Source organism: Novosphingobium soli (genome assembly GCF_042432915.1).
Taxonomy (GTDB): Bacteria; Pseudomonadota; Alphaproteobacteria; order Sphingomonadales; family Sphingomonadaceae; genus Novosphingobium; species Novosphingobium soli.
In genome coordinates, this window is record NZ_JBHLWK010000010.1 from 202,993 (window position 1) to 224,211 (window position 21,219).

The following is a 21,219-nucleotide window of genomic DNA, read 5'->3' on the forward strand; positions in this document are numbered from 1 at the left end:
TCAGGCGGGGTGCCGCTTGGCCCAGATGGCTTGGCGACCGTCGACGGCGGTCGCCTGGTAGACGTTCTCCCAGCGACCGAATGCGGCCTTGGCATCGGCCTCGTTGAGCGTCTTGTCGGGCGCGAAGGCGTCGAAGCCACAGCGCTGGAGGTGGCCGAGCATGTCGATCACCAGGTCGCCCACTGCGCGCAGCTCGCCCCGGTAGCCGGCCTCGCGCAGGATGCGCGCGGAGGAATAGCCGCGCCCGTCGGTCCAGACGGGGAAGCTCACCTCCACCAGCGAGATGCGGTCGAGGTACGGCAGCAGCGCGCGGGCGTTGTCGCCCGGCTCGATGCGGACGGCGGTGGCGTTGGACTGCTCTGAGAACGAGTCCACGGTGACGGCGGGATCGTTGACGGCCTCGTCGTCACGGAAGCGGAACTGGACGTCAACCATAGAGCGCCTCCTTGAACGGGGCCATGCCGATGCGGCGGTAGGTATCGAGGAAGCGCTCCTCGCCCTGCTTGTTGGCGAGGTAGACCTGCGTCGCCTTCTCGATCGCGTCGACGACGCCGTCCTCGGTAAAACCGGGGCCGGTGATCTGGCCCAGCGAGGTGTCCGCGCCCTCGCTGCCGCCGAGCAGGAGCTGGTAGTTTTCCAGGCCCTTCTTGTCGACGCCGAGGATGCCGATGTGGCCCGCGTGGTGATGCCCGCAGGCATTGATGCAGCCCGAGATCTTGAGCTTGAGCTCGCCGAGCTGCGCCTGCTTCTCGACCGTGCCGAAGCGTTCGGAGATCTTCTGCGCCACCGGGATCGAACGGGCGTTCGCCAGGCTGCAGTAGTCGAGGCCGGGGCAGGCGATGATGTCGCCCACGGTGTCGAGGTTGGCGGTGCCGAGGCCCGCCTCGTCGAGCGCCTTCCAGACGGTGTAGAGGTCGGCCTTGCGCACGTGCGGGAACACGATGTTCTGCGCATGGGTCACACGCAGCTCGTCGAACGAATAGTCGCGGCCGAGCTGCGCCATGAGGCGGATCTGGTCGGCCGAGGCATCGCCCGGGATGCCGCCCACCGGCTTGAGGCTGACCGTCGCGACGATGTAGCCCGGCTGCTTGTGCGGCGTGGTGTTGCGCTCCACCCAGAGGCGGAAGTCGGGATCCGACAGGTCCAGCGCATCCGACAGGCCCGCTTCGAAGGCGGGGCCGGTGAAGTGCGCCTTGATCCGCTCCAGCTCTGCCAGCGGCGGCTCGATCGGCTGCGTGAGCAGGTGGGCGAACTCCTCCTCGACCTGGCGCACGTATTCGTCGCGGCCCAGCTCGTGGACCAGGATCTTGATGCGCGCCTTGAACTTGTTGTCGCGCCGGCCGTAGCGGTTGTAGACCCGCAGGCACGCTTCCGCATAGGTGATGAGCTGCGTAAGCGGCACGAAGTCGCGGATCAGCGGGGCGATCATCGGAGTGCGGCCCATGCCGCCGCCGGCGTAGAACTGGGCGCCGATCTCGCCGGCGTCATTCTTCACCATCTTGATGCCGATGTCGTGCAGCCGCATCGCCGCGCGATCCTTCTCGGAGGCGATGACGGCGATCTTGAACTTGCGCGGCAGGACGAGGAATTCCGGGTGGAAGCTCGACCACTGGCGCAGCAGCTCGGCATAGGGGCGCGGGTCGAGGATCTCGTCGGCCGCGGCGCCGGCGAACTGGTCCGAGCTGATGTTGCGGATGCAGTTGCCGCTGGTCTGGATGGCATGCATCTCCACCTTCGCCAGCTCGGCAAGGATGTCGGGCGTGTCCTCCAGTTTGATCCAGTTGTACTGGATGTTCTGGCGCGTGGTGAAGTGGCCGTAGCCGCGGTCGTACTTGTCCGCGATGTCGCCCAGCAGCGTCATCTGCTTCGAATTCAGCGTGCCGTAGGGCACCGCCACGCGCAGCATGTAGGCGTGGAGCTGGAGGTAGAGGCCGTTCTGCAGGCGCAGCGGCTTGAACTGGTCCTCGGTCAGCTCGCCCGCGATGCGGCGGCGGACCTGGTCGCGGAACTCCGCGACGCGGGTGTCGACCATCTGCTGATCGTAGGAGTCATACTTGTACATCAGATCACCCAGTTGATCGCGTCGGGGTCGGAGGGCTTGAGCGTGAGGTCCGGACGCACGGTGGGCCCGAGCGCGCGGATGCGCTCCTTGATATGCGAGGGCCGCACCCCTTCGTCGGTGCGCGCGCCGTCCACGACATAGGCGGCGAAGACGTTCTGCACGCCTTCCTCGCGCGCGATGATCGCGGCGCCATGGTCGCCCACGTCGGCGCTGTCGTTCACGTCGAGCGACCAGCCCACGCCGGTCCACCAGACGACGGCCCCCGTCTTCAGGTCGTTGCCTGTCAGGATCTTCACTGTACTGCCTCCAGCGCCAGGGCGCGAATGGTGTTGTCCGCCGCCTCGCTCGTGTCGGCGGCGACGTCGCCGATAACGATAAGCGCCGGGCTTTGCACCCTTTCGCTTTCGACCAGGTGGGCAAGCCCGGCCAGGCGGCTGCGCAGGACGCGCATGTCGGCGCGCGTCGCCTTCTCGATCACGGCCACCGGCACCGTGGGCGAGAGGCCGTCAGCCATCAGCTTCTCGGTGATCTGCGCCGCCGTGGCGAGGCCCATGAAGATCACCAACGTTCGCCCCTTGCCCGCGAGCCCCGACCAGTCCTGGTCCGACAGGCCCTTGCACTGACCCGCGACGAAGCTGACGATCGAGGCATGGTCGCGGTGGGTCAGGGGGATCTGCGCCGCGGCCGCAGCGCCCAGCGCGGCGGAGATGCCGGGCACCACCTGCACCGGCACCCCCGCGGCGCGGCAGGCCTGCGCCTCCTCGCCGCCGCGACCGAAGATGAACGGATCGCCGCCCTTCAGCCGCACCACGTCCTTGCCGGCAAGCGCCTCGCGTACCAGCAGCGCGTTGATCTCGTCCTGCTTCATGGTATGGCGCGATCGGCTCTTCGCGACCGAGACCAGCCGCGCCCCGGGCCGCGCCATCGCCAGGATCGCGGGATCGACGAGGCCGTCGTGGACGATCAGCGATGCGCCCAGGATCAGGCGTGCGGCGCGCAGCGTCAGCATGTCCGGATCGCCGGGCCCGGCGCCGACCAGATGGACGGTGCCCACCCGTGCCGCGGAAGTGGTGGAAGGGGGATTCGCTGCCATGCTGGCGCAGATGGCGATCCGGGCGCCGCAAGGCCAGCCAGAATGGCTTCGCGGGGGCTAAGGCGAGCTTTATGGCCCGCGCCGGAGGGTCGTGCTGTCGACGCGTCTCGCCACAGGATAACCAAATCTTAACCGCACCAGTGGACGTTCGCTTCACCAAGGAGACGATACGATGCCGATTGCGGCCCATTTTGAAGCAACCGGCGAGAGCGGGGGGCACGCGCGTTCGGAGCGCAGACGGCTGCTGCTCGAAACGCAGGGCGCGCTAGAATCGGGCGAATCTACGCAGGTCATCGTTCACAACTTCTCCGAAACCGGCGTGCTGCTGGAGAGCCGGGTCGCCCTGGAGATCGGTGAAGCCATCGAGCTCGACCTTCCCGACGCGCCGCAGGTGCGCTCGCGCGTGGTGTGGGCGAGCGGGTCACTTTACGGCTGCGCCTTCGAAATGGCGATTCCCGCAGCGACGCTACGGGCCGCCGAGCTGCGCAGCGCGGTGCAGACAGAGCTGGGCCTTGGGGCCGCTCCGGCTATCGCCCGGCCGAGCGCCATCGGTGGGGAGAGCCTGGGCGAGCGCCTGCACCGCTTGCGCAAGCTTCGCGGATTGACGCAGGGCGAACTCGCCACGCGGCTTGGCGTCAGCAAGCCGACGGTATGGGCATGGGAGCAGGGGCGCGCCCGTCCGATCGAGGAGCGCCTCGAGGCGATTGCCGAGGCGCTTGGGGTGGACGCGTCTGAGCTACGCCCGAACCGGACGCCGCCGGGCCTGTCCGAACTGATCGGCCGTTGCCGCGATCAGATCGCCGCCGCCGTGGAGACCACGCCGGACAAGGTCCGGATCATGATCGAGCTCTAGGTCCGGGGCGGACTTCGGCTGCACGCATGTCCCGCCAGTGCGGCGGAACAACCATTCGGACGACCTGCGATCATCTTCCGGAACGATGGCGGGCTGCGCGCGTAAGCACCAAGACTGGCAATGGTAAATAGAGTGTTACGCCTTCATTGTTAAAGCGGTTAGTTTAATCAACTTACTTCGAATATCTTGGGTAACCGCAGCCTATCGTGGTTAACGTTATTAATTTCATCCGCGCAGTGTTCTACGGAAGAGGCATTCGGGCAGATTCGAATGCGGCCGCCTATACGGCAAGACACTCGGATCCAGCCAAGGCAGGCATCGGGGCGCAATCATGGGCATGAATTTTACATTCCAGGAAAGCTCGGTGCTCTACGGAATGCTGGCCGAGAGCACGACCGACGTGATCCTGAAGACCGATCCGAACGGCTTCATCGTTCATGCCACCGCAGCGCTGGCCGACTTGGGCGAGCGTGAACCCGGTTCGCCGGTGGGCCCGCACCTGCTCGATCTCGTGGTAGCGGAGGCCAGGCCGCTGGTGGCGCGGGCCCATGCGCGGGCCATGGCGGGGGAGGACGTCGGCTGGGTGGAATTTCCGGCGATCGGGCGTGACAACCGCAGGCGCTGGTTCGAGATCCGACTGCGTGCCCTGCTGCGGCACGATGGCACGCCTTATGGTGCGCTCGGGGTGATGCGCAGCGTGGACGAGCTGCGGTCGCTTAGCGAACAGCTCTTCACCGCCACCTATAGCGATCCGTTGACCGGCCTCACCAATCGCACGGCCTTCGTCTCCATGCTCGAGCATATGCTGGCAGCGCGGATGGACGGGTGCCTGGCGCTGTTCAGCATCGATTTCTTCCGGACGATCAACATGCAGTACGGCCAGAGCGTCGGCGACGGGGTGCTGACGGTCTTCGCGGATCTGCTGCGCGAGATGCTGCGGACCGAGGATATCATCTCGCGCATCGGCTCCGAGCGATTCGCGGTGCTGCTGCCCCGGGTCTCGCCGGAGGAGGCCGAGGCCATCTGCCGCCGCGTGGTGACCACGCTGGCCGACCTCAAGCAGCCCGTGGGCGACAGCCATTTCACCATGACCGCGAGCGCCAGCGTCGCGCGGATCGAAACCAGTCTCGATTCCACCATGGAGCGGGCGGAGATGGCGCTGTTCGTGGCCAAGGCCAAGGGGCGCAACCGCCTGGAGATGGAGAAGGGCGCGCGCCTGGCGACCGGCTGATGCGCCGCCGCGGGAAAGCGCCCGGGCCGCTCAGGTCCGCTCGTCTCCGGCGGGCCGGGCGCGCACGGCTTCGATCAGATCGCGCAGCCCCTCGCTCTCGCGCAAGTTCAGGTCCCGCTGCGGGTAGGGCACCTTGATGCCGTTTTCGCGCATCAGCCGCCATAGCGTCTTGAGCACATCCGAACGTACGTTGCCGACGCCCTCCTCCGGATCGGTGATCCAGCAGTGGATGACGAAGGCGACGCCGTTGTCGGCGAAGCTGTCCAGCCACACCGTGGGCGGCGGCGCCACCAGCACGCGCTTCACCGAGCGGGCCGATTGCAGCATGAGCTGCTCCGCCAGTTCGATGTCGCAGGCATACGGGATCACCACGTGGACCTGGATGCGGACGTTGCGGCTGGAATAGGACCAGTTCTCGACCTGGTTGATCATCAGGTTTTCGTTGGGGATCAGGTATTCCTTCTGGTCGCGCGTGGTGAGCGACACCGCGCGGATGCCGATCCGGCGGATCTGGCCGAAGGTGTACTGCCCGCTCTGGTCGGCGATGGCGATAACGTCGCCCGGCTTGATGGACTTGTCCATCAGCAGGATGATGCCCGCGATCAGGTTGCCGAAGGTCTTCTGCAGGCCGAACCCGATCGCGAGGCCGAAGGCGCCGGAGAACACCGTGAGCGCGGTCAGGTCGATGCCGAGGACGTCGATGCCGACGAGGATGGCGATGGCCCAGATGACCAGGCTCACCATCTTCTCGGTCAGCAGCCGCTGAGTCAGGTCCAGCCGCGTGCGGGCGAGCAACCGGCTCGCCAGGCGGCTGGCGCCCCAGGCGGCACTGAGCACGATGGCCAGCACCGCTATCACGACGCCGAGGTCCCACAAGGAGAACCGAGTGCTGCCGATATGCACCGCCAGGCTGTCCAGGGTATTGGCGATGTCGCCGAAGGTGTCGCTGCGCGCGGCGACGATGGTCTTGATGCCGTCGGCACCCGCCACCGGCTGCTCGACCACGACCGCCGTGGCCGTGGCCGTGGGGCCGGGAGCCGGCGCGGCGCTCGCCGTCGCAAGCGGGGCCGTCACGCCCGCCATGCCGCCAGCGCCTGCTCGATGTCGGCGATCAGGTCGGCCGGATCCTCGAGGCCGATGGACAGGCGCACGCCGTGGCGGTCCTCGTTCGCGGCCAGCCCGGGCGGCCAGGGCATGCGGCTGCGATAGGCGGACGGCTCGATCGGCAGGGCCAGGCTCTCGTACCCGCCCCACGAATAGCCGATGCCGAACAGGGTGAGGGCATCGACGAAGCGGTTGCGCGCCGCCGCATCCCCGCCACGGAACACGAAGCTGAACAGGCCCGCGCCGCCGGTGAAGTCGCGTTTCCAGGTCTCGTGGCCCGGCGCGCCCGGCAGCATGGGGCAGAGCACTTGCGCCACTTCCTCCCGTCCTTGCAGCCACTGGGCGATGGCGAGCGTGCTCTGCGTCTCGTGCTTCAGCCGCAGGTGAAGCGTGCGCAGGCCGCGCAGAGCGAGCGCCGCGTCGTCCGGCGAGACGACGGTGCCGAGCTGCTGTGCCCGCTGGCGCAGGCGGGTGTAGAGGTCCGGGCCGGCGCTGGCGCTGCCCATCATGAGGTCTGAATGGCCGCCCACATGCTTGGTCAGCGCCATCAGCGCGATGTCGATCCCGCGCGCGAGCGCCGGAAAGCCGAGCGGGCTGGCCCAGGTGTTGTCGAGCACTGAGATCGCGCCCCGCGCCCGGGCGATGGCGGCGAGCGCCGGCAGGTCCGCAACTTCCATCGAGAGACTGCCGGGGGCTTCCAGCAGGACTGCGCGGGTCCGCTCGCAAAACAGCGCCTCGTACGCGGTCAGGTCGAGCGGATCGAAGAAGCGCGGCTCGACGCCGAGGTCGGTCAGAAGCCCTTTGCCCATCGCGCGGGTGGGATCGTAGGCGTTGTCGCTGATCAGCACGACGTCGCCCGGCCGCAGCAGCGTGAGCATGACGCCGGCGATGGCCGCCACTCCGGAAGGATAGAGCACCGTGCCGGCGGCGCCGGGTTCCAGCGCGGTCAGCGCCTCGGCCAGGGCCCACTGCGTGGGACTGCCGCGGCGGCCGTAGAAGAAGCGCCCGTCCGCGTTGCTGCGCGTGCCCGCGAAAAGCGCGGCGGTGTCCTCGTAGAGGTGCGTGCTGGCGCGCCAGACCGGAGGGTTCACGACGGCGCCCGTCCATTCGCTGCGCCGTCCCGCGCCGACGATGCGGGTTGCCTCCCCAAGCTCGGGATGCCGCTTGCTGTCGTCCAATGTGGTCTCCGCGTCTGACCGCCGAACCCTAGGGCAATCCGCGGTCCAAGGAAATCGTGCGATGGGAAGGGATCAGCCGGCCGCGCGGCGGGCGGGAGCCGACGGCAAGGGATGATCGCGCGCCGCCTCCACCTCGCGCGCGGCCAGCTCGCGCAGCTCGCGCGGGCCGGTGTCGAGCCGGATGGGCGCCAGCCCGGCGCCCGCGCCGGGGGCTCCCACGGTGAACACGCGCCGCAACACCGGGCCTTGCGCGCCGGCCACCACCAGGCGCACCAGCGGGATGAAGTAGGACCCCGCCCCGCGGCTGACGGCCCGGATGGCGCCGAGCGGGACCTGCACCTCGCCCGACAGGATCGTGGTCTGGCCTGCCAGCAGCGTGGGAAGGGCGCCCAGGCGCGTCAGCGTCTCCTCCGCGGGCGCAAGCTGCTCGTCCGGCGTAAGCGATCCGTGCGCGCCGATCAGGTCGCCCAGCAAGTGCCCGCCGGCAAGGTCCACGCCCGCCGTCAGCGTCACCCGATAGCGCAGCGTGGCGTAGACGAGCGACAGGCGCAGCGACACCGGTTCGAACGCCAGGTCGAGTGCAGCGGGCGCCGAGGAGGCCCGTGACGCGGCCGGTAGCGTGGGCGCTGGCGCTGAAGTGGGCGGTGGCGCCTCCGTTGCGGGCAGGGTTTCGTCCGCGGCGGAGATGGGCTCGGTCGTATCGACCTGCCTGCCCGGCCGGCGGCGATGCAGGACCACTGCCGTGAGGCCGAGCGCGAGGAGGAGCGCCGGCAGCGCCCACCACCACCACGGCGAGCCCTCGTCCTGCGCGGCCGGCGCCGGCAGATCCTCGACCGGAGGCGAAGCGGTCGCACCCGGTGCCGGAGACGGTGCTGGGGAGGGCTGAGGCGCGGCTTCGGGCTCGGGCGACGGCGTTCCCGCGACGGGCGGGGCCGCCGGGGGCGTGGCTGCCGTGGGCGTGGCCGGCGGCGGCTCTGCGCGTGGGCGGGGCAAGGGCGCGGCAGGCGTCCGGCTCGGGGCCGGAACGGGCGAGGGCGACACCCGCGGCGCCGGCGGCACGATCGTCGGCACGGGCGAGGGCGGAACGCGTGAGGGCTGGGGGTTCCGGGGCTGAAGCACGGGATTCTGTGCGTCCACCGGCCCTTGCGCGCCGGTCCCGGTGGCTGCGGAGGAGGGCGGCGGCAGGCTCCATGTCTCGGCGGACTGCGCGCGCGCCGGCTTGGCCACCGGGATCACGGCCGACGTGAAGAGCATGGCTGTCGCAGCCATGCCCGTGAAGATGGAATGCTTGCCCCTCATGGTCCTCTGGTCTTCGCCCAACAGGCTGTGAACGGCGTGTTAATGCGAAGTCGGCGGGCGGCAAGTCGTTTCGCCTGTCGGGCGGACGATTGTCGCGCCGCCTTGTCTTCGAGGCCGCTTGGCGGCATGGCGCAGCCATGAACGACACGTCTTCTTCCATGCCGCTTCACCTCGGCCAGCAGAGCGCGCTCCCGGCCTCGCCCGAGCAGGCGGTGCTCGACTACGTGCCCAACCCACGCGTGGGCAGCCTCTACCTCGTGCGCTTCGCCGCGCCGGAGTTCACTTCGCTATGCCCGGTGACCGGCCAACCCGATTTCGCGCACCTCGTCATCGACTATGCGCCCGAAGCCAGCATCGTCGAATCGAAGAGCCTGAAGCTGTTCCTCGGCTCGTTCCGCAATCATTGCGGGTTCCACGAGGACGTGACGGTTGGCATCGGCCAGCGCCTGTTGGACGAGATGAAGCCGCGCTGGCTGCGGATCGGCGGCTACTGGTATCCGCGCGGCGGCATTCCGATCGACGTGTTCTGGCAGTCCGACGCACCGCCCGCCGGGCTATGGGTGCCGGACCAGGGCGTACCTGGCTACCGCGGCCGGGGCTGAACTCAGTACCCGGCGCTGGCGAAGCGGGCGCCGTTGACGCGGGTCAGGTCGATCGTGCCGCTGCCGATGGACGCCATCTGGCGGCTCGTCAGGCACTGCGCGTAGACGGTCGGGGCCTCGGCCTTGCGCGCGGCCTCGGTGTCGAGCGCCGCATCAAGGCCGGCGTCGCACTGGGCGCGCGATTCGTAGGTCTGGATCGGAGTCGCGAGACGCTGGCACTCGGTCCCGTCGTCCGAACAGGCGAACAGCGCGAGTGCGAAAAGGGTGGCGCTCATCAATTGTCTCCTTCCTTGCCAAGACAACGGGAGTCACCGCCGCTTGTATCCCGGCGAGGCGAGAAAAAGCCGAGTCCCGTCAGGGGGATGGCTGCGACCTGCTGGAACATAGCGCCTGCTCGCGGGTAGAGGGCGGACATGGATCAGACCAAAGCCAAGCTCATCATCCGCCAGGCCGGCGTCGCCGATGCCCCGGCGATCGCCCGCCTCTCCGTGAAGGTCTATGGCAAGGCCGACGCCTTCACCCGCGCCGAGATCCGGGGGCAGGTCATCAACTTCCCCGAAGGCCAGTTCGTGGCCGAGTACGAAGGCAAGATCGTCGGCCACTGCGCCACGATGATCGTCACCTCCGAACTCGCGTTCCGCCCGCATACGTGGGAGGAGATCAGCAACGGCGGCTACGGCCGGCCTCCCGCGCCCGACGGCGACGTGCTCTACGGTTTCGAGGTCTGCGTCGATCCCGATTATCGCCGCCTGCGCATCGGCCAGCGGCTCTACCGCAAGCGCAAGGAGGTTTGCGAGTACTTCGAGCTCAAGGGAATCGCCTTCGCGGGCCGCATGCCGGGCTATTCCCGTCGCAAGCGCCAGTACCCCGACCCGGCCGACTACCTGCAGGCCGTGAAGGACAAGAAGGTCCGCGACCAGGTCATCAACTTCCAGATGAACGAGGGCTACGAACCGCGCGAAATCCTGCCCGACTACATCCCGACCGACCGGGAGAGCGGTGGCAACGCGGTCCTGATGTTCTGGACCAACCCCCTGGCCCCGCCGGACACCGGCAAGGCCGTCCCGGGCCTGCGCGAGCGGGTCCCCTCCAGCGTGCGCGTCGCCACGGTGCAGTTCATGATGCGCAAGATCGAGACCATCGACGAGTTCGAGGCGCAGGTGGAGTACTGGATCGATGTCGCCTCCGACTACCAGAGCGACTTCGTCGTCTTCCCGGAGCTGTTCACGCTGGAACTGCTCTCGATCGAAGGCACCAAGCTCGAGCCTGCCCAGGCGATCGAGAAGGTCGCCACTTACACCGAGCGCTTCGTCGAGTTCATGCAGGGCATGGCGGTCAGCTACAACATCAACATCATCGGGGGCTCGCATCCCACCCGCGTGAAGCTGCGCGGCGGGAAGAGCGAGATCCGCAACATCGCCTACACCTTCCTGCGCGACGGCGCCGTGCACCAGACCGAGAAGCTGCATCCCACCCCCTCGGAGCGGCGCTGGTGGAACATCCGCGGCGGCTATGGCGCCAACGTGATCCAGACCGATTGCGGCCCCATCGGAGTGATGATCTGCTACGACAGCGAGTTCCCCGAGCTGGCGCGACACCTCGTCAACCAGGGGGCGCTGATGCTCTTCGTGCCGTTCTGCACCGACGAGCGCCGCGGCTACCTGCGGGTGCGCTACTGCTGCCAGGCGCGTGCGGTGGAGAACCAGTGCTACGTGGTCACCTCGGGCGTCGTGGGCAACCTGCCCAATGTGGAGAACATGGACGTCCACTACGCCGAAAGCGCGATCCTCACGCCCTCCGACTTCCCCTTCGCCCGCGACGGTGTCGCCGCCGACACCGCGCCCAACACCGAGACCATCGCGATCTCCGACCTCAGCCTCGATGCCCTGCTGACCGCCCGCCAGTCCGGTGCGGTGCAGAACCTCAAGGATCGGCGCTTCGATCTCTACCGGGTGGAGTGGGCCCAACACTGAGGCAGGCAGAAGCGCCGTTCATCGCCGGAGCGCCGCTGCCGGGCTGAAGACGGCATCGCACAGCGGTTGGCGCAGGGCGCGCAAGCGTCTATGCGCGATCGTATACCATAGACGGGCCCGCCATGATCAAAGACCAGTCCATCGTCGCCAGCCAGCGCGTTGCCGACATCCTCGCCGAGCGCATCCTCTCGGGCGACCTCGCGCCCGGCGCGCGGATCAAGCAGGACGAGCTGGCGGAGGAGCTGGCGACCAGCCGCATCCCCGTGCGGGACGCGCTGCGGATGCTGGAGGCGCGCGGCCTGGTGACGATGAGGGCCAACGCGGGCGCGCGCGTCACCAGCCTGACCCGCCGCGACCTGGAAGTGTCGTACGAGATCCGGGAGCGCATCGAACCGCTGCTACTGGCCGACAGCGTCCCCCACCTCACCGACCAGGACCTCGCCGACTTGCGCGCGGTTATGGAACGCAATGAAGGCGTCACCGACATCGACGAGGCGATCGCGCTCGGCCGCGAGTTCCACTGGATCACCTATCGCCGCCATTCGACGCCGCTGCTGGCCCAGATCGTCGAGCGGGTCTGGGATACCACGCAGAGCTACCGCCGCGCCTACATGAAGCTGGCGATGGGCAGCGCCGCTCAGGGCGGCGTGCGCACGCACGACCTCGAGCACCAGCTGATGTACGACGCCGTCGCCAAGCGCGAGGTGGAGACGGCCCAAGCCGCGCTGGTCATGCATATCCGGCGCACCCGGATGGGACTGGTGCGCTACGGCACCCTGCTGGGCGGAGCCGGCAACGATGCCGCCGCCTATCCCTCCCTGGGCGATCCGCTGGTCTGATCGGATACATTGAACACTTGAACAGCCTTGCGAGTGCGGGCTAGGCAGAGGGCCGCTTCCCTTTACCTTGAAGGTTCCGCTCCATGATCAGCCTCGACCAGGCCCGTACCGTCATTGCCGCCACTCGTGCCAAGGGCCGGGCGATGGACCTCAATCCGCTGACGGTGGTCGTGCTCGACGCCGGCGGACACCTCGTCGCCATGGAGCGCGAGGATGGATCGGCTTACGGACGTCCCGACATCGCGGGCGGCAAGGCGGCAGGGGCGCTCGCCATGGGCATGTCCAGCTGCAAGCTGGGCGACATGGCCGCCGACCGCCCGCAGTTCATGGCCGCGCTCTCCGCCGCCTGGCACGGACGGCTGATCCCGGCGGCGGGCGGCGTGCTGGTGCGCGACGGGGAAGGGCGGCTGCTGGGTGCGGTCGGGGTCAGCGGGGATCTCTCGGACAAGGACGAGGAAGCCGCCTTGGCCGGGATCGCGGCGGCCGGGCTTGCGGCCGGATGACGGGTCCCTGCAAGTTCTCACGCGATCTCTATTTGCAGAATACTTGATCCGCGCTAGGGGGTACTACGTAGGTCAGTGAAAAAGGCCGAAGTGGGGGTGACGATCATGTGGACGGGTCCCGATCTCAATTCTTTCGACACCTTCGATCTCACGCCGCAGTACCGGGCCGACTACAGGATGATGTACCAGGTCCTGTGCAGCGAGGCCCACACCCGCCAGGCGCTGGACGCCTTGTGCTACCAGCTGACCCTCGCGTCGACCTCGGCCTTCCTCATAAGCCTTCAGAACTACGAGCTCACCAAGGGCTTTGACTATTACGTCGCCACGGTGCGCAAAGGCCTCACGCCGCAAGCCTTCTTCAGCTTCACGTCCTCCGGCCGGACGATCGACGATCTCACCTTTGTCAACCACATCCACGGGCGCTCGACGCACCGCATCCAGTGGGCGATGATGGCCGCCTATGCCGACAAGAACCCCAAAACCTTCACCTGGCCCATGTCGACTCTCTACAAGGCGATGGAGCAGCAGCAGGAAGGATCGGTTTCCGTCTACAAGCTTCCCATGTTCCTGGGGCAAAGCTTCTGGGACTTCCTCCTCGATAACGAGGAACGACGGGTCAACAATGCCACCATGCCTGAGTGGTTCTGCGGAACCTTCCTAAAGGCGGAGTACCCGGCGCTCTATGCGTGCTCCAACGGCAAGGAACCTTACGAGCGCAAGTGAGATCTCGCGCTCGCAGCCCCGGGCCGACTGAACAGGGTTGGACGAAGCCGGTTCAGATCGTCGCCGGGGAGATCTCCCGCCCGGGCACCGGCATTTCCACCTTGTAGACGGTGCCGGTGCTCGATTCGGTGAAGAACAGCCACGTGTTGCCCGGTCCGCCATACGCCGCGTTGGTGGTGTAGCGGCCCTCCGGCACGTCGATCCGCAGCAGCGGCTCGCCCCGGTCGGAGAACAGCCACACCGCGCCGAAGCCGACGTGGCAGACCACCAGGTTGTCGTGGGCGTCGATCGCCAGCCCGTCCGGACCCGATCCGCCCGACATCTGGATGTAGGTGCCGACCTTGGAGATCACCTCGCCCCCGTTCACCAGAGGGCAGCGCCACACGGCATTGGCGCGCGTGACGGCGAGGTAGAGCGCGGTCTCGGCCTTGTTGAGCACGAGGCCGTTGGGGCTGGGAATCCCGTCCAGCATCAGTTCCAGCCGGCGGGTCCCGGCGCGGACGCGGAAGAGGCGTCCATTGGGCTTGTGCCAGCCGGACTGGCCCTGGTCGGTGAACCAGATGTCGCCGTTCCTTGCGATGGTCAGGTCGTTGCAGCCGAGGAACGGCTCCAGCAGGTAACGTTCGAACCAGGGCTCGGAAACGCCGGTGGCGGGATCGCAGATGACCATGCCCTTGTGATGGTCTGCGACCAGCAGGCGACCGTCGGCGAGGAACTTCATGCCGTTGGGCTGGCCATCGTATTCGAATCCCACATCGCACTCGCCCTGCGGGGTGATCTTGAAGAGGCGCCCCCACGGGATGTCGGTCACCCACAGGTTGCCCTCGGCATCGAAGACGGGCCCTTCGAGGAAGACGGGCGCCGCGGCGCCGTGCAGCTGCACCTGCGCCCATTCGCTGGTTTCGCCGAAGCGGCGGAACCTGTCGGGAATGCGGCAGAAGACCTCGGCCGTGACGGCGGGTGGGGCGGCGAACATCGTCCTCTCCTCGAAGTGATCGCCCGGACGGCAAAGGCCCGGATCGGATACATGTCTACTCCGTTCCGCCCTATTACGGCTTGACCCCTGGTCAAAGAGCTTTCACCACGACCGGGACACGGTTTCGCCCGGATGGTATACATCGGCGGCCTTGAGAGGAGGATTTTCGGTGGGTTCGCGCGAACTCGTCTGCATAGTGGATCCGATCCATCCGGTCGGCGTCGAACGCATCGCCGCGGCGCACGACGTGATCGGTCCCGATGATCCGCGCCTTGCGCAGACGACTGTCCTCGTCATCCGCACCAGCCCGCTCGGCCCCGAGATTTTCGGAAAGATGAGCCGCCTCAAGGCCATCGTGAAGCACGGTGCCGGCGTGGACAACATCGCGATCCCGGCGGCGACGGGGCAGGGCGTGCTGGTCGCCAACACCCCGGGAGGCAACAATGCCACGGCCGTCGCGGAAGGGGCGGTCTCGCTCATGCTCGGCCTGCTGCGCCGAACGCGCGACATGGACGCGTTGGTGCGGGAGAACCGCTGGAACGAGCGCTGGGGTATCCGCCTGGGAGACCTGACCGGCGCGCGCGTGGGGCTGATCGGCTTCGGTCGCATCGCTCGCCAGGTCGCCCGGATCTGCGGCGCGGGCTTCGGGGCCAGGGTCGCGGCCCACGATCCGATGGTGCCCGCAGAAGAGATCCGCGCCGCCGGTGTCGAGCCTACCGACCTGGCGGGCGTGCTCTCGTGCGACGTCGTCTCCATCCACACGCCGCTGGTCGAGGGCACGCGCAACCTGATCGACACGGTCGAACTCGGCATGATGAAGCCGCATGCCATCCTGGTGAACTGTTCGCGCGGCGGCATCGTCAACGAGGCCGCGCTGGCCGAGGCTTTGCGCAGCGGGCAGATCGCCGGAGCGGGCATCGACGTCTTCGCCGATGAGCCGCCCGCCGCCGGCCATCCCTTGTTCGGGCTGCCCAACTGCCTGCTCTCTCCGCACGTTGCGGGCGTCACCGAAGCGGGAATGAAGGACATGGCGCTCAACGTCGCCGCCGTCATCGACACCGTCAGCCGCGGCGAGATTCCCGCCACCCTGCTCAACCCGGAGGCTCTCCCGTGACCGCGCCCGTCAAGTCCGTGATCTACAGCAAGATTTCCCGCCCCGACCCGGCGCTCCTCGCCCGTGCCGCCAAGTTCGGCATCGCCGACCTGCACGAAGGGCTGGGCGAGATCGCGGGGCGCATGTGCCTGATGAGCCCCGCCATGGTCCCGATCGCGCCCGGCCAGAAGGTCTGCGGCCCGGCGGTGACGGCCTGGAACTTCCCCGGCGACAACCTGGCCATCCACGCTGCGCTCTACACCGCCGAAGCGGGCGACGTGCTGGTGCTCACCAATGGCGGCGGCCACCAGGGCGCGCTGTGGGGCGACGTCGCCTGTACCTTCGCGAAGAAGAAGGGTCTGGCCGGCACCGTCGTCCACGGCGCCACGCGCGACGTCGATGCTATTCGCGAACTGGGTTATCCGGTCTGGTCGACCGCCGTCTCCGTCGAGCACCCCAAGAAGCGCGGGCCCGCCGCCGTCAACGTCCCGCTCGTGGTCGATGGCGTGCTGGTCGAACCGGGCGATGTCATCGTCGGCGATTCGGACGGGGTGCTGGTGATCCCGCGCACGCTGCTGGAGCTGGCGGTGACCCATGCCGAGGCCCGCGCTGCCAAGGAGGTCGAGTTCCGCCGCCGCATCGGCGAGGGCGAGGTGCTTTTCGACATCCTCGGCATGCGTGACCTGGTCGAGGGTCTGGGCATAGAGATCAAGGACTGCACCTGGGAGGAGGACCGCTAAGGTCCATGCAGGGAGGTCGACCGGTTCCTACCGGGCCGGTCGGCCTCTTCCAGCCCCCTCGGACGGGCCGCGCCCGCCGATCGCTTGACCTGCGGCGCCCTATCCCGTAAGGGCGCGCATCGCTTGCGGGTCCTCCCGCTAGGCGACATAGAGCTGAACATTGTCATTCCGGTGCTTTTCCTCGGTTCGAGGGAAAGAGAACCGTTCCCCATCCGGCGAATCGTCGGCGCGGGGGGCGGATCTGAGCGAGGGGATGGCAAAGTAATCCGGCAGCGCTCAGCAAGGCGCCGGGTGGAGTGTTTTTCGGCTCACGTGTGCGGCCTTCCGGGGCCGGTGCAAGACCGCCAGCCCGGCAGGGGCATCGGGTCTTCACCGTCCGGCGCCACGTGACGACCGCATCTCCTCTTCCTTCGCGCTGAGCCATGCCGGCCCGGTAACCTGCCGGGGTGCGACGGGTCCGCGCCGACGTGTCGGTGCGAATCCATCGCACTCCCATTTGAAAGAAGAGTATAGATGCCCACGATCAACCAGCTGGTCCGCAAGGGCCGCGAGCCGCAGAAGGCCAAGTCCAAGGTCCCTGCGATGGAGCAGAACCCGCAGAAGCGTGGCGTCTGCACCCGCGTCTACACCACGACCCCGAAGAAGCCGAACTCGGCTCTCCGCAAGGTCGCCAAGGTGCGCCTGACCAACAGCCGCGAAGTCATCTCGTACATCCCGGGTGAAGGCCACAACCTGCAGGAGCACTCGGTCGTGCTCATCCGCGGCGGCCGCGTCCGCGACCTTCCCGGTGTTCGCTACCACATCCTGCGCGGCGTGCTCGACACGCAGGGCGTCAAGGATCGCAAGCAGAGCCGTTCGAAGTACGGCGCCAAGCGTCCGAAGTAAGCCGGCCCGCGGGGCATGCAGCCTCGCACGGTACACGATTTACCGGCCGGTGACGCTCACGCTCCCGCCCGAAAGAACAAGGAATATCCACGATGTCACGTCGTCGTCGTCCCGAGAAGCGGGAAATCCTGCCTGATCCGAAGTTCGGAGATCAGGTCCTGTCGAAGTTCATGAACAACCTCATGCTCGACGGCAAGAAGTCGGTCGCCGAATCGATCGTCTATGGCGCCATGGAGACCATGGAAACCCGCGCCAAGGCCGATCCGGTCCAGCTGTTCCACGATGCGCTGAACAACGTGAAGCCGCAGATCGAGGTCCGTTCGCGCCGCGTCGGCGGTGCGACCTACCAGGTCCCCGTCGAGGTCCGCCCCGAGCGTGCCCAGGCTCTCGCCATCCGCTGGCTCATCACCGCGGCGCGCAACCGCCCGGAGACCACGATGGCCGCGCGTCTGTCGGGCGAGCTGCTCGACGCTGCCAACAACCGCGGCAACGCGGTCAAGAAGCGCGAAGACACGCACCGCATGGCGGATGCGAACCGCGCCTTCTCGCACTACCGCTGGTAATGCCGGTGTAGTCGCCCGGATGACTGGTCATCCGGGCGTCACACTTTTATTTCAGGGGGCGAGGTCTTATCTGAAGGCCGCTTTCCGCTCCCGAAACCCTCGCTAAGGATTCTCCCATGGCCCGCAGCCATCCGCTCAATATGTACCGTAACATCGGTATCATGGCGCACATCGACGCCGGCAAGACCACCACGACCGAGCGTATCCTCTACTACACCGGCAAGTCCTACAAGATCGGCGAAGTGCACGACGGCGCCGCGACCATGGACTGGATGGAGCAGGAGCAGGAGCGCGGCATCACCATCACCTCGGCTGCCACGACCTGCTTCTGGACCGCCGAGGGCCAGGAATACCGCATCAACATCATCGACACCCCGGGCCACGTCGACTTCACCATCGAAGTCGAACGCTCGCTGCGCGTGCTCGACGGTGCCGTTGCGTGCTTCGACGGCGTTGCCGGCGTTGAGCCGCAGTCGGAAACCGTGTGGCGCCAGGCCGACAAGTACGGCGTGCCGCGCATGTGCTTCATCAACAAGCTCGACCGCACCGGCGCCAACTTCAAGTACTGCGTGCAGTCGATCATCGACCGCCTGGGTGCGACGCCGGCCGTGCTCTACATCCCGATCGGCCTCGAGGCCGACCTGAAGGGCCTCGTCGACCTCGTCCACAACCGCGCGATCGTCTGGAAGGACGAATCGCTGGGCGCCGAGTTCTTCTACGAGGAGATCCCGGCCGACCTCGCGGACGAAGCTGCCGAGTACCGCACCAAGCTCATCGAGCTCGCCGTCGAGCAGGACGACGAGGCGATGGAAGCCTACCTCGAGGGCACCGAGCCCGACGCCGACACGCTCAAGGCGCTGATCCGCAAGGGTACGCTGAACCACGCCTTCGTGCCGGTCGTGTGCGGCTCGGCGTTCAAGAACAAGGGCGTGCAGCCCCTGCTTGACGCGGTCGTCGCCTACCTGCCTTCGCCGCTCGACATCGAGGACGTCCAGGGCGTCAAGGTCGACAGCGACGAGCCCGACAGCCGTCCGGCGTCGGACGACGCGCCGTTCTCGGCGCTGGCCTTCAAGGTCATGAACGACCCGTTCGTGGGCTCGCTCACCTTCGCCCGCATCTATTCGGGTACGCTGTCGAAGGGCACGTACCTGAACTCGGTGAAGGGCAAGAAGGAGAAGGTCGGCCGCATCCTCGAGATGCACGCCAACGATCGCAAGGACATCGACGAGGCCTTCGCGGGCGACATCGTCGCGCTGGCCGGCATGAAGGAGACCACCACGGGCGACACGCTCTGCGCGGAAAAGGCGCCGATCGTGCTCGAGCGCATGGAGTTCCCCGAGCCGGTGATCGAACTGTCGGTGGAGCCGAAGACCAAGGCCGACCAGGAGAAGATGGGCGTCGCGCTCAACCGTCTCTCGGCCGAGGACCCCTCGTTCCGCGTCACCACCGACCACGAGTCCGGCCAGACCATCATCAAGGGCATGGGCGAGCTTCACCTGGATATCATCGTCGACCGCATGCGTCGCGAGTTCAAGGTCGAGGCCAACGTCGGTGCGCCGCAGGTGGCCTATCGCGAATACCTCGGCAAGCCGGTGGACATCGACTACACCCACAAGAAGCAGTCGGGTGGTACCGGTCAGTTCGGCCGCGTGAAGGTCAAGGTCACGCCGGGCGAGCGCGGCTCGGGCATCGTCTTCAAGGACGAGATCAAGGGCGGTAACATTCCGAAGGAATATATCCCCGCGATCGAGAAGGGCATGCGCGAGACGGCCGCCTCGGGCTCGCTGGTCGGCTTCCCGATCATCGACTTCGAGATCCTGCTGTACGACGGTTCGTACCACGACGTCGACTCGTCCGCCCTGGCGTTCGAGATCGCCGGCCGCGGCGCGATGCGCGAAGTGGCCCAGAAGGCGGGCATCAAGCTGCTCGAGCCGATCATGAAGGTCGAAGTCGTCACCCCGGAAGAGTTCATGGGCGACGTCATCGGCGACCTCAACTCGCGCCGTGGCCAGATCCAGGGCACCGACAGCCGCGGCAACGCGCAGGTGGTGGAGGCCAACGTGCCGCTCGCCAACATGTTCGGTTACGTCAACCAGCTGCGCTCGTTCACGCAGGGTCGCGCGCAGTACACGATGATCTTCTCCCACTACGACGAGGTCCCGGCGAACGTCGCGGCCGAAGTCAAGGAGAAGCTTGCCTGAGGGCGAGAATGGTTCTAGGGGCGGCGCCTGATTCCATGGGAGCCGCTCCGATACCCGCGGATTCAAATTCAAGACGAAAGAAGGTTTGAAAATGGCCAAGGCAAAATTCGAGCGGAACAAGCCGCACTGCAACATCGGCACCATCGGTCACGTCGACCACGGCAAGACCACCCTGACCGCCGCGATCACCAAGGTGATGGCCGAGGCGTTCGGCGGTGAAGCCGTCGACTTCGCCAACATCGACAAGGCTCCCGAAGAGCGCGAGCGCGGCATCACGATCTCGACCGCGCACGTCGAGTACGAGACCGACGCCCGCCACTACGCGCACGTCGACTGCCCCGGCCACGCTGACTACGTGAAGAACATGATCACCGGTGCCGCCCAGATGGACGGCGCGATCCTGGTCGTGAACGCTGCTGACGGCCCGATGCCGCAGACCCGCGAGCACATCCTGCTCGCCCGCCAGGTCGGCGTGCCCGCGCTCGTCGTGTTCATGAACAAGGTCGACCAGGTCGACGACGAGGAGCTCCTCGAGCTCGTCGAACTCGAAGTGCGCGAGCTGCTGTCCTCGTACGACTTCCCCGGCGACGACATTCCGATCGTCAAGGGTTCGGCTCTGGCCGCTCTCGAAGGCCGCGACGACGCCATCGGCAAGGAAAAGATCCTCGAGCTCATGAAGGCCGTGGACGATTTCATTCCGCAGCCGCCGCGCCCGACCGACAAGCCCTTCCTGATGCCCGTCGAGGACGTGTTCTCGATCTCGGGTCGTGGTACGGTCGTCACCGGCCGCGTCGAGACCGGCATCGTCAAGGTTGGCGAGGAAGTCGAAGTCGTCGGCATCCGCAACACCCAGAAGACCACCGTTACCGGCGTCGAAATGTTCCGCAAGCTGCTCGACCAGGGTGAAGCCGGCGACAACATCGGCGCGCTGGTCCGTGGCCTGAAGCGTGAAGACGTCGAGCGTGGCCAGGTTCTGGCGAAGCCCGGCACCGTGACCCCGCACACCGAGTTCTCGGCCGAGGTCTACGTGCTGTCGAAGGAAGAAGGCGGCCGTCACACCCCGTTCTTCGCGAACTACCGTCCGCAGTTCTACTTCCGCACCACCGACGTGACCGGCGAAGTGATCCTCCCCGAGGGCACCGAGATGGTCATGCCGGGCGACAACGTCGCGCTGTCGGTCAAGCTGATCGCCCCGATCGCCATGGACGAAGGTCTGCGCTTCGCCATCCGCGAAGGCGGCCGCACCGTCGGCTCGGGCGTCGTGTCCTCGATCACGAAGTAATTCGCTGATCGGCCACTGC

22 protein-coding genes are annotated in these 21,219 nt (G+C 67.3%); 13 read left to right on the plus strand and 9 right to left on the minus strand.

All coding sequences use genetic code 11. The features are described 5' to 3' along the window. From ACFFJC_RS07430 to cobA, 4 genes are read right to left on the minus strand one after another with little or no spacing between them, the layout of a single operon-like run. Nucleotides 1-435: a DUF934 domain-containing protein gene (locus tag ACFFJC_RS07430; protein ID WP_379486863.1), complete on the minus strand. Its 435-nt coding sequence runs from the start codon at nt 433-435 to the stop codon at nt 1-3. Further along, nucleotides 428-2,062, minus strand: coding sequence for a nitrite/sulfite reductase (locus tag ACFFJC_RS07435; protein ID WP_379486864.1), 1,635 nt, complete (start codon nt 2,060-2,062; stop codon nt 428-430). Before ACFFJC_RS07435 ends, ACFFJC_RS07430 begins: the two co-directional genes overlap by 8 nt. After that, nucleotides 2,062-2,358: a DUF2849 domain-containing protein gene (locus ACFFJC_RS07440; RefSeq protein ID WP_379486865.1), complete on the minus strand. Its 297-nt coding sequence runs from the start codon at nt 2,356-2,358 to the stop codon at nt 2,062-2,064. Before ACFFJC_RS07440 ends, ACFFJC_RS07435 begins: the two co-directional genes overlap by 1 nt. After that, nucleotides 2,355-3,155, minus strand: coding sequence for a uroporphyrinogen-III C-methyltransferase (gene cobA, locus ACFFJC_RS07445; protein WP_379486866.1), 801 nt, complete (start codon nt 3,153-3,155; stop codon nt 2,355-2,357). The genes ACFFJC_RS07440 and cobA overlap by 4 nt, the downstream gene beginning before the upstream one ends. Nucleotides 3,156-3,327: 172 nt before the next feature. Here cobA and ACFFJC_RS07450 point away from each other — a divergent pair, with 172 nt between their 5' ends. Both ACFFJC_RS07450 and ACFFJC_RS07455 read left to right on the plus strand, forming a co-directional pair. After that, the gene (locus tag ACFFJC_RS07450) at nt 3,328-4,008 is read left to right on the plus strand and encodes a helix-turn-helix domain-containing protein (protein WP_379486867.1); all 681 of its coding nucleotides are present in this window, start codon (nt 3,328-3,330) and stop codon (nt 4,006-4,008) included. 337 nt (nt 4,009-4,345) lie between these two features. Further along, nucleotides 4,346-5,239, plus strand: a complete 894-nt coding sequence (locus ACFFJC_RS07455; RefSeq protein ID WP_379486868.1) for a GGDEF domain-containing protein — start codon at nt 4,346-4,348, stop codon at nt 5,237-5,239. Between the two features lie 30 nt (nt 5,240-5,269). On the opposite strand, the gene ACFFJC_RS07460 is transcribed toward ACFFJC_RS07455, so the two are convergent. The 3 genes from ACFFJC_RS07460 to ACFFJC_RS07470 all read right to left on the minus strand — a co-directional run bounded on the left by ACFFJC_RS07460 (nt 5,270) and on the right by ACFFJC_RS07470 (nt 8,790). After that, complete coding sequence (locus ACFFJC_RS07460; protein ID WP_379486869.1) at nt 5,270-6,322, minus strand: mechanosensitive ion channel family protein; 1,053 nt, start codon at nt 6,320-6,322, stop codon at nt 5,270-5,272. Further along, nucleotides 6,310-7,521: a cystathionine beta-lyase gene (gene metC, locus ACFFJC_RS07465; RefSeq protein ID WP_379486870.1), complete on the minus strand. Its 1,212-nt coding sequence runs from the start codon at nt 7,519-7,521 to the stop codon at nt 6,310-6,312. The genes ACFFJC_RS07460 and metC overlap by 13 nt, the downstream gene beginning before the upstream one ends. Before the next feature lie 72 nt (nt 7,522-7,593). Further along, nucleotides 7,594-8,790 (minus strand): hypothetical protein, encoded by a 1,197-nt coding sequence (locus ACFFJC_RS07470; RefSeq protein WP_379486871.1) that lies wholly within the window; start codon nt 8,788-8,790, stop codon nt 7,594-7,596. 167 nt (nt 8,791-8,957) lie between these two features. Between ACFFJC_RS07470 and queF the strand changes: the two genes are divergently transcribed. Beyond that, nucleotides 8,958-9,422: a preQ(1) synthase gene (gene queF / locus ACFFJC_RS07475; protein ID WP_379486872.1), complete on the plus strand. Its 465-nt coding sequence runs from the start codon at nt 8,958-8,960 to the stop codon at nt 9,420-9,422. A 2-nt stretch (nt 9,423-9,424) separates the two neighbouring features. Here queF and ACFFJC_RS07480 read toward each other — a convergent pair whose 3' ends face one another. Then, entirely contained in the window at nt 9,425-9,697 is a 273-nt protein-coding gene (locus ACFFJC_RS07480) for a hypothetical protein (protein ID WP_379486873.1), read from the minus strand. Between the two features lie 138 nt (nt 9,698-9,835). Here ACFFJC_RS07480 and ACFFJC_RS07485 point away from each other — a divergent pair, with 138 nt between their 5' ends. The 4 genes from ACFFJC_RS07485 to ACFFJC_RS07500 all read left to right on the plus strand — a co-directional run bounded on the left by ACFFJC_RS07485 (nt 9,836) and on the right by ACFFJC_RS07500 (nt 13,460). Then, on the plus strand, nt 9,836-11,395 hold the full coding sequence (locus ACFFJC_RS07485; RefSeq protein ID WP_379486874.1) for a GNAT family N-acetyltransferase: 1,560 nt from the start codon (nt 9,836-9,838) through the stop codon (nt 11,393-11,395). 122 nt (nt 11,396-11,517) lie between these two features. Next, nucleotides 11,518-12,234: a GntR family transcriptional regulator gene (locus tag ACFFJC_RS07490; protein ID WP_379486875.1), complete on the plus strand. Its 717-nt coding sequence runs from the start codon at nt 11,518-11,520 to the stop codon at nt 12,232-12,234. An 83-nt stretch (nt 12,235-12,317) separates the two neighbouring features. After that, nucleotides 12,318-12,737: a GlcG/HbpS family heme-binding protein gene (locus ACFFJC_RS07495; protein WP_379486876.1), complete on the plus strand. Its 420-nt coding sequence runs from the start codon at nt 12,318-12,320 to the stop codon at nt 12,735-12,737. 75 nt (nt 12,738-12,812) lie between these two features. Continuing rightward, nucleotides 12,813-13,460 carry a LirA/MavJ family T4SS effector gene (locus ACFFJC_RS07500; protein ID WP_379486877.1) on the plus strand — a complete coding sequence of 216 codons (648 nt, stop codon included), beginning with the start codon at nt 12,813-12,815 and terminating at the stop codon, nt 13,458-13,460. Nucleotides 13,461-13,512: 52 nt separating this feature from the next. On the opposite strand, the gene ACFFJC_RS07505 is transcribed toward ACFFJC_RS07500, so the two are convergent. Beyond that, on the minus strand, nt 13,513-14,436 hold the full coding sequence (locus ACFFJC_RS07505) for an SMP-30/gluconolactonase/LRE family protein (RefSeq protein ID WP_379486878.1): 924 nt from the start codon (nt 14,434-14,436) through the stop codon (nt 13,513-13,515). 169 nt (nt 14,437-14,605) lie between these two features. Here ACFFJC_RS07505 and ACFFJC_RS07510 point away from each other — a divergent pair, with 169 nt between their 5' ends. The 6 genes from ACFFJC_RS07510 to tuf all read left to right on the plus strand — a co-directional run bounded on the left by ACFFJC_RS07510 (nt 14,606) and on the right by tuf (nt 21,200). Further along, nucleotides 14,606-15,550: a hydroxyacid dehydrogenase gene (locus tag ACFFJC_RS07510; protein ID WP_379486879.1), complete on the plus strand. Its 945-nt coding sequence runs from the start codon at nt 14,606-14,608 to the stop codon at nt 15,548-15,550. Beyond that, entirely contained in the window at nt 15,547-16,269 is a 723-nt protein-coding gene (locus ACFFJC_RS07515) for a 4-carboxy-4-hydroxy-2-oxoadipate aldolase/oxaloacetate decarboxylase (RefSeq protein WP_379486880.1), read from the plus strand. Before ACFFJC_RS07510 ends, ACFFJC_RS07515 begins: the two co-directional genes overlap by 4 nt. Before the next feature lie 513 nt (nt 16,270-16,782). Continuing rightward, nucleotides 16,783-17,154, plus strand: a complete 372-nt coding sequence (rpsL, locus tag ACFFJC_RS07520; RefSeq protein ID WP_007011879.1) for a 30S ribosomal protein S12 — start codon at nt 16,783-16,785, stop codon at nt 17,152-17,154. Between the two features lie 92 nt (nt 17,155-17,246). Further along, entirely contained in the window at nt 17,247-17,717 is a 471-nt protein-coding gene (gene rpsG, locus ACFFJC_RS07525) for a 30S ribosomal protein S7 (RefSeq protein ID WP_379486881.1), read from the plus strand. Between the two features lie 116 nt (nt 17,718-17,833). Further along, nucleotides 17,834-19,918, plus strand: a complete 2,085-nt coding sequence (gene fusA / locus ACFFJC_RS07530) for an elongation factor G (RefSeq protein WP_379486882.1) — start codon at nt 17,834-17,836, stop codon at nt 19,916-19,918. Nucleotides 19,919-20,009: 91 nt separating this feature from the next. Next, complete coding sequence (gene tuf / locus ACFFJC_RS07535) at nt 20,010-21,200, plus strand: elongation factor Tu (protein ID WP_379486883.1); 1,191 nt, start codon at nt 20,010-20,012, stop codon at nt 21,198-21,200. Nucleotides 21,201-21,219 lie beyond the last annotated feature (19 nt).

Bases quoted from the DNA above. Each gene is read 5' to 3' on its own strand.
- ACFFJC_RS07450 (WP_379486867.1), top strand. From the start codon at position 3,328: ATGCCGATTGCGGCCCATTTTGAAGCAACCGGCGAGAGCGGGGGGCAC.
- fusA (WP_379486882.1), top strand. From the start codon at position 17,834: ATGGCCCGCAGCCATCCGCTCAATATGTACCGTAACATCGGTATCATG.
- ACFFJC_RS07430 (WP_379486863.1), bottom strand. From the start codon at position 435: ATGGTTGACGTCCAGTTCCGCTTCCGTGACGACGAGGCCGTCAACGAT.
- ACFFJC_RS07495 (WP_379486876.1), top strand. From the start codon at position 12,318: ATGATCAGCCTCGACCAGGCCCGTACCGTCATTGCCGCCACTCGTGCC.
- ACFFJC_RS07490 (WP_379486875.1), top strand. From the start codon at position 11,518: ATGATCAAAGACCAGTCCATCGTCGCCAGCCAGCGCGTTGCCGACATC.
- tuf (WP_379486883.1), top strand. From the start codon at position 20,010: ATGGCCAAGGCAAAATTCGAGCGGAACAAGCCGCACTGCAACATCGGC.
- ACFFJC_RS07480 (WP_379486873.1), bottom strand. From the start codon at position 9,697: ATGAGCGCCACCCTTTTCGCACTCGCGCTGTTCGCCTGTTCGGACGAC.
- ACFFJC_RS07435 (WP_379486864.1), bottom strand. From the start codon at position 2,062: ATGTACAAGTATGACTCCTACGATCAGCAGATGGTCGACACCCGCGTC.
- ACFFJC_RS07485 (WP_379486874.1), top strand. From the start codon at position 9,836: ATGGATCAGACCAAAGCCAAGCTCATCATCCGCCAGGCCGGCGTCGCC.
- rpsG (WP_379486881.1), top strand. From the start codon at position 17,247: ATGTCACGTCGTCGTCGTCCCGAGAAGCGGGAAATCCTGCCTGATCCG.
- ACFFJC_RS07460 (WP_379486869.1), bottom strand. From the start codon at position 6,322: ATGGCGGGCGTGACGGCCCCGCTTGCGACGGCGAGCGCCGCGCCGGCT.
- ACFFJC_RS07455 (WP_379486868.1), top strand. From the start codon at position 4,346: ATGAATTTTACATTCCAGGAAAGCTCGGTGCTCTACGGAATGCTGGCC.
- rpsL (WP_007011879.1), top strand. From the start codon at position 16,783: ATGCCCACGATCAACCAGCTGGTCCGCAAGGGCCGCGAGCCGCAGAAG.
- ACFFJC_RS07505 (WP_379486878.1), bottom strand. From the start codon at position 14,436: ATGTTCGCCGCCCCACCCGCCGTCACGGCCGAGGTCTTCTGCCGCATT.
- queF (WP_379486872.1), top strand. From the start codon at position 8,958: ATGAACGACACGTCTTCTTCCATGCCGCTTCACCTCGGCCAGCAGAGC.
- ACFFJC_RS07470 (WP_379486871.1), bottom strand. From the start codon at position 8,790: ATGGCTGCGACAGCCATGCTCTTCACGTCGGCCGTGATCCCGGTGGCC.
- cobA (WP_379486866.1), bottom strand. From the start codon at position 3,155: ATGGCAGCGAATCCCCCTTCCACCACTTCCGCGGCACGGGTGGGCACC.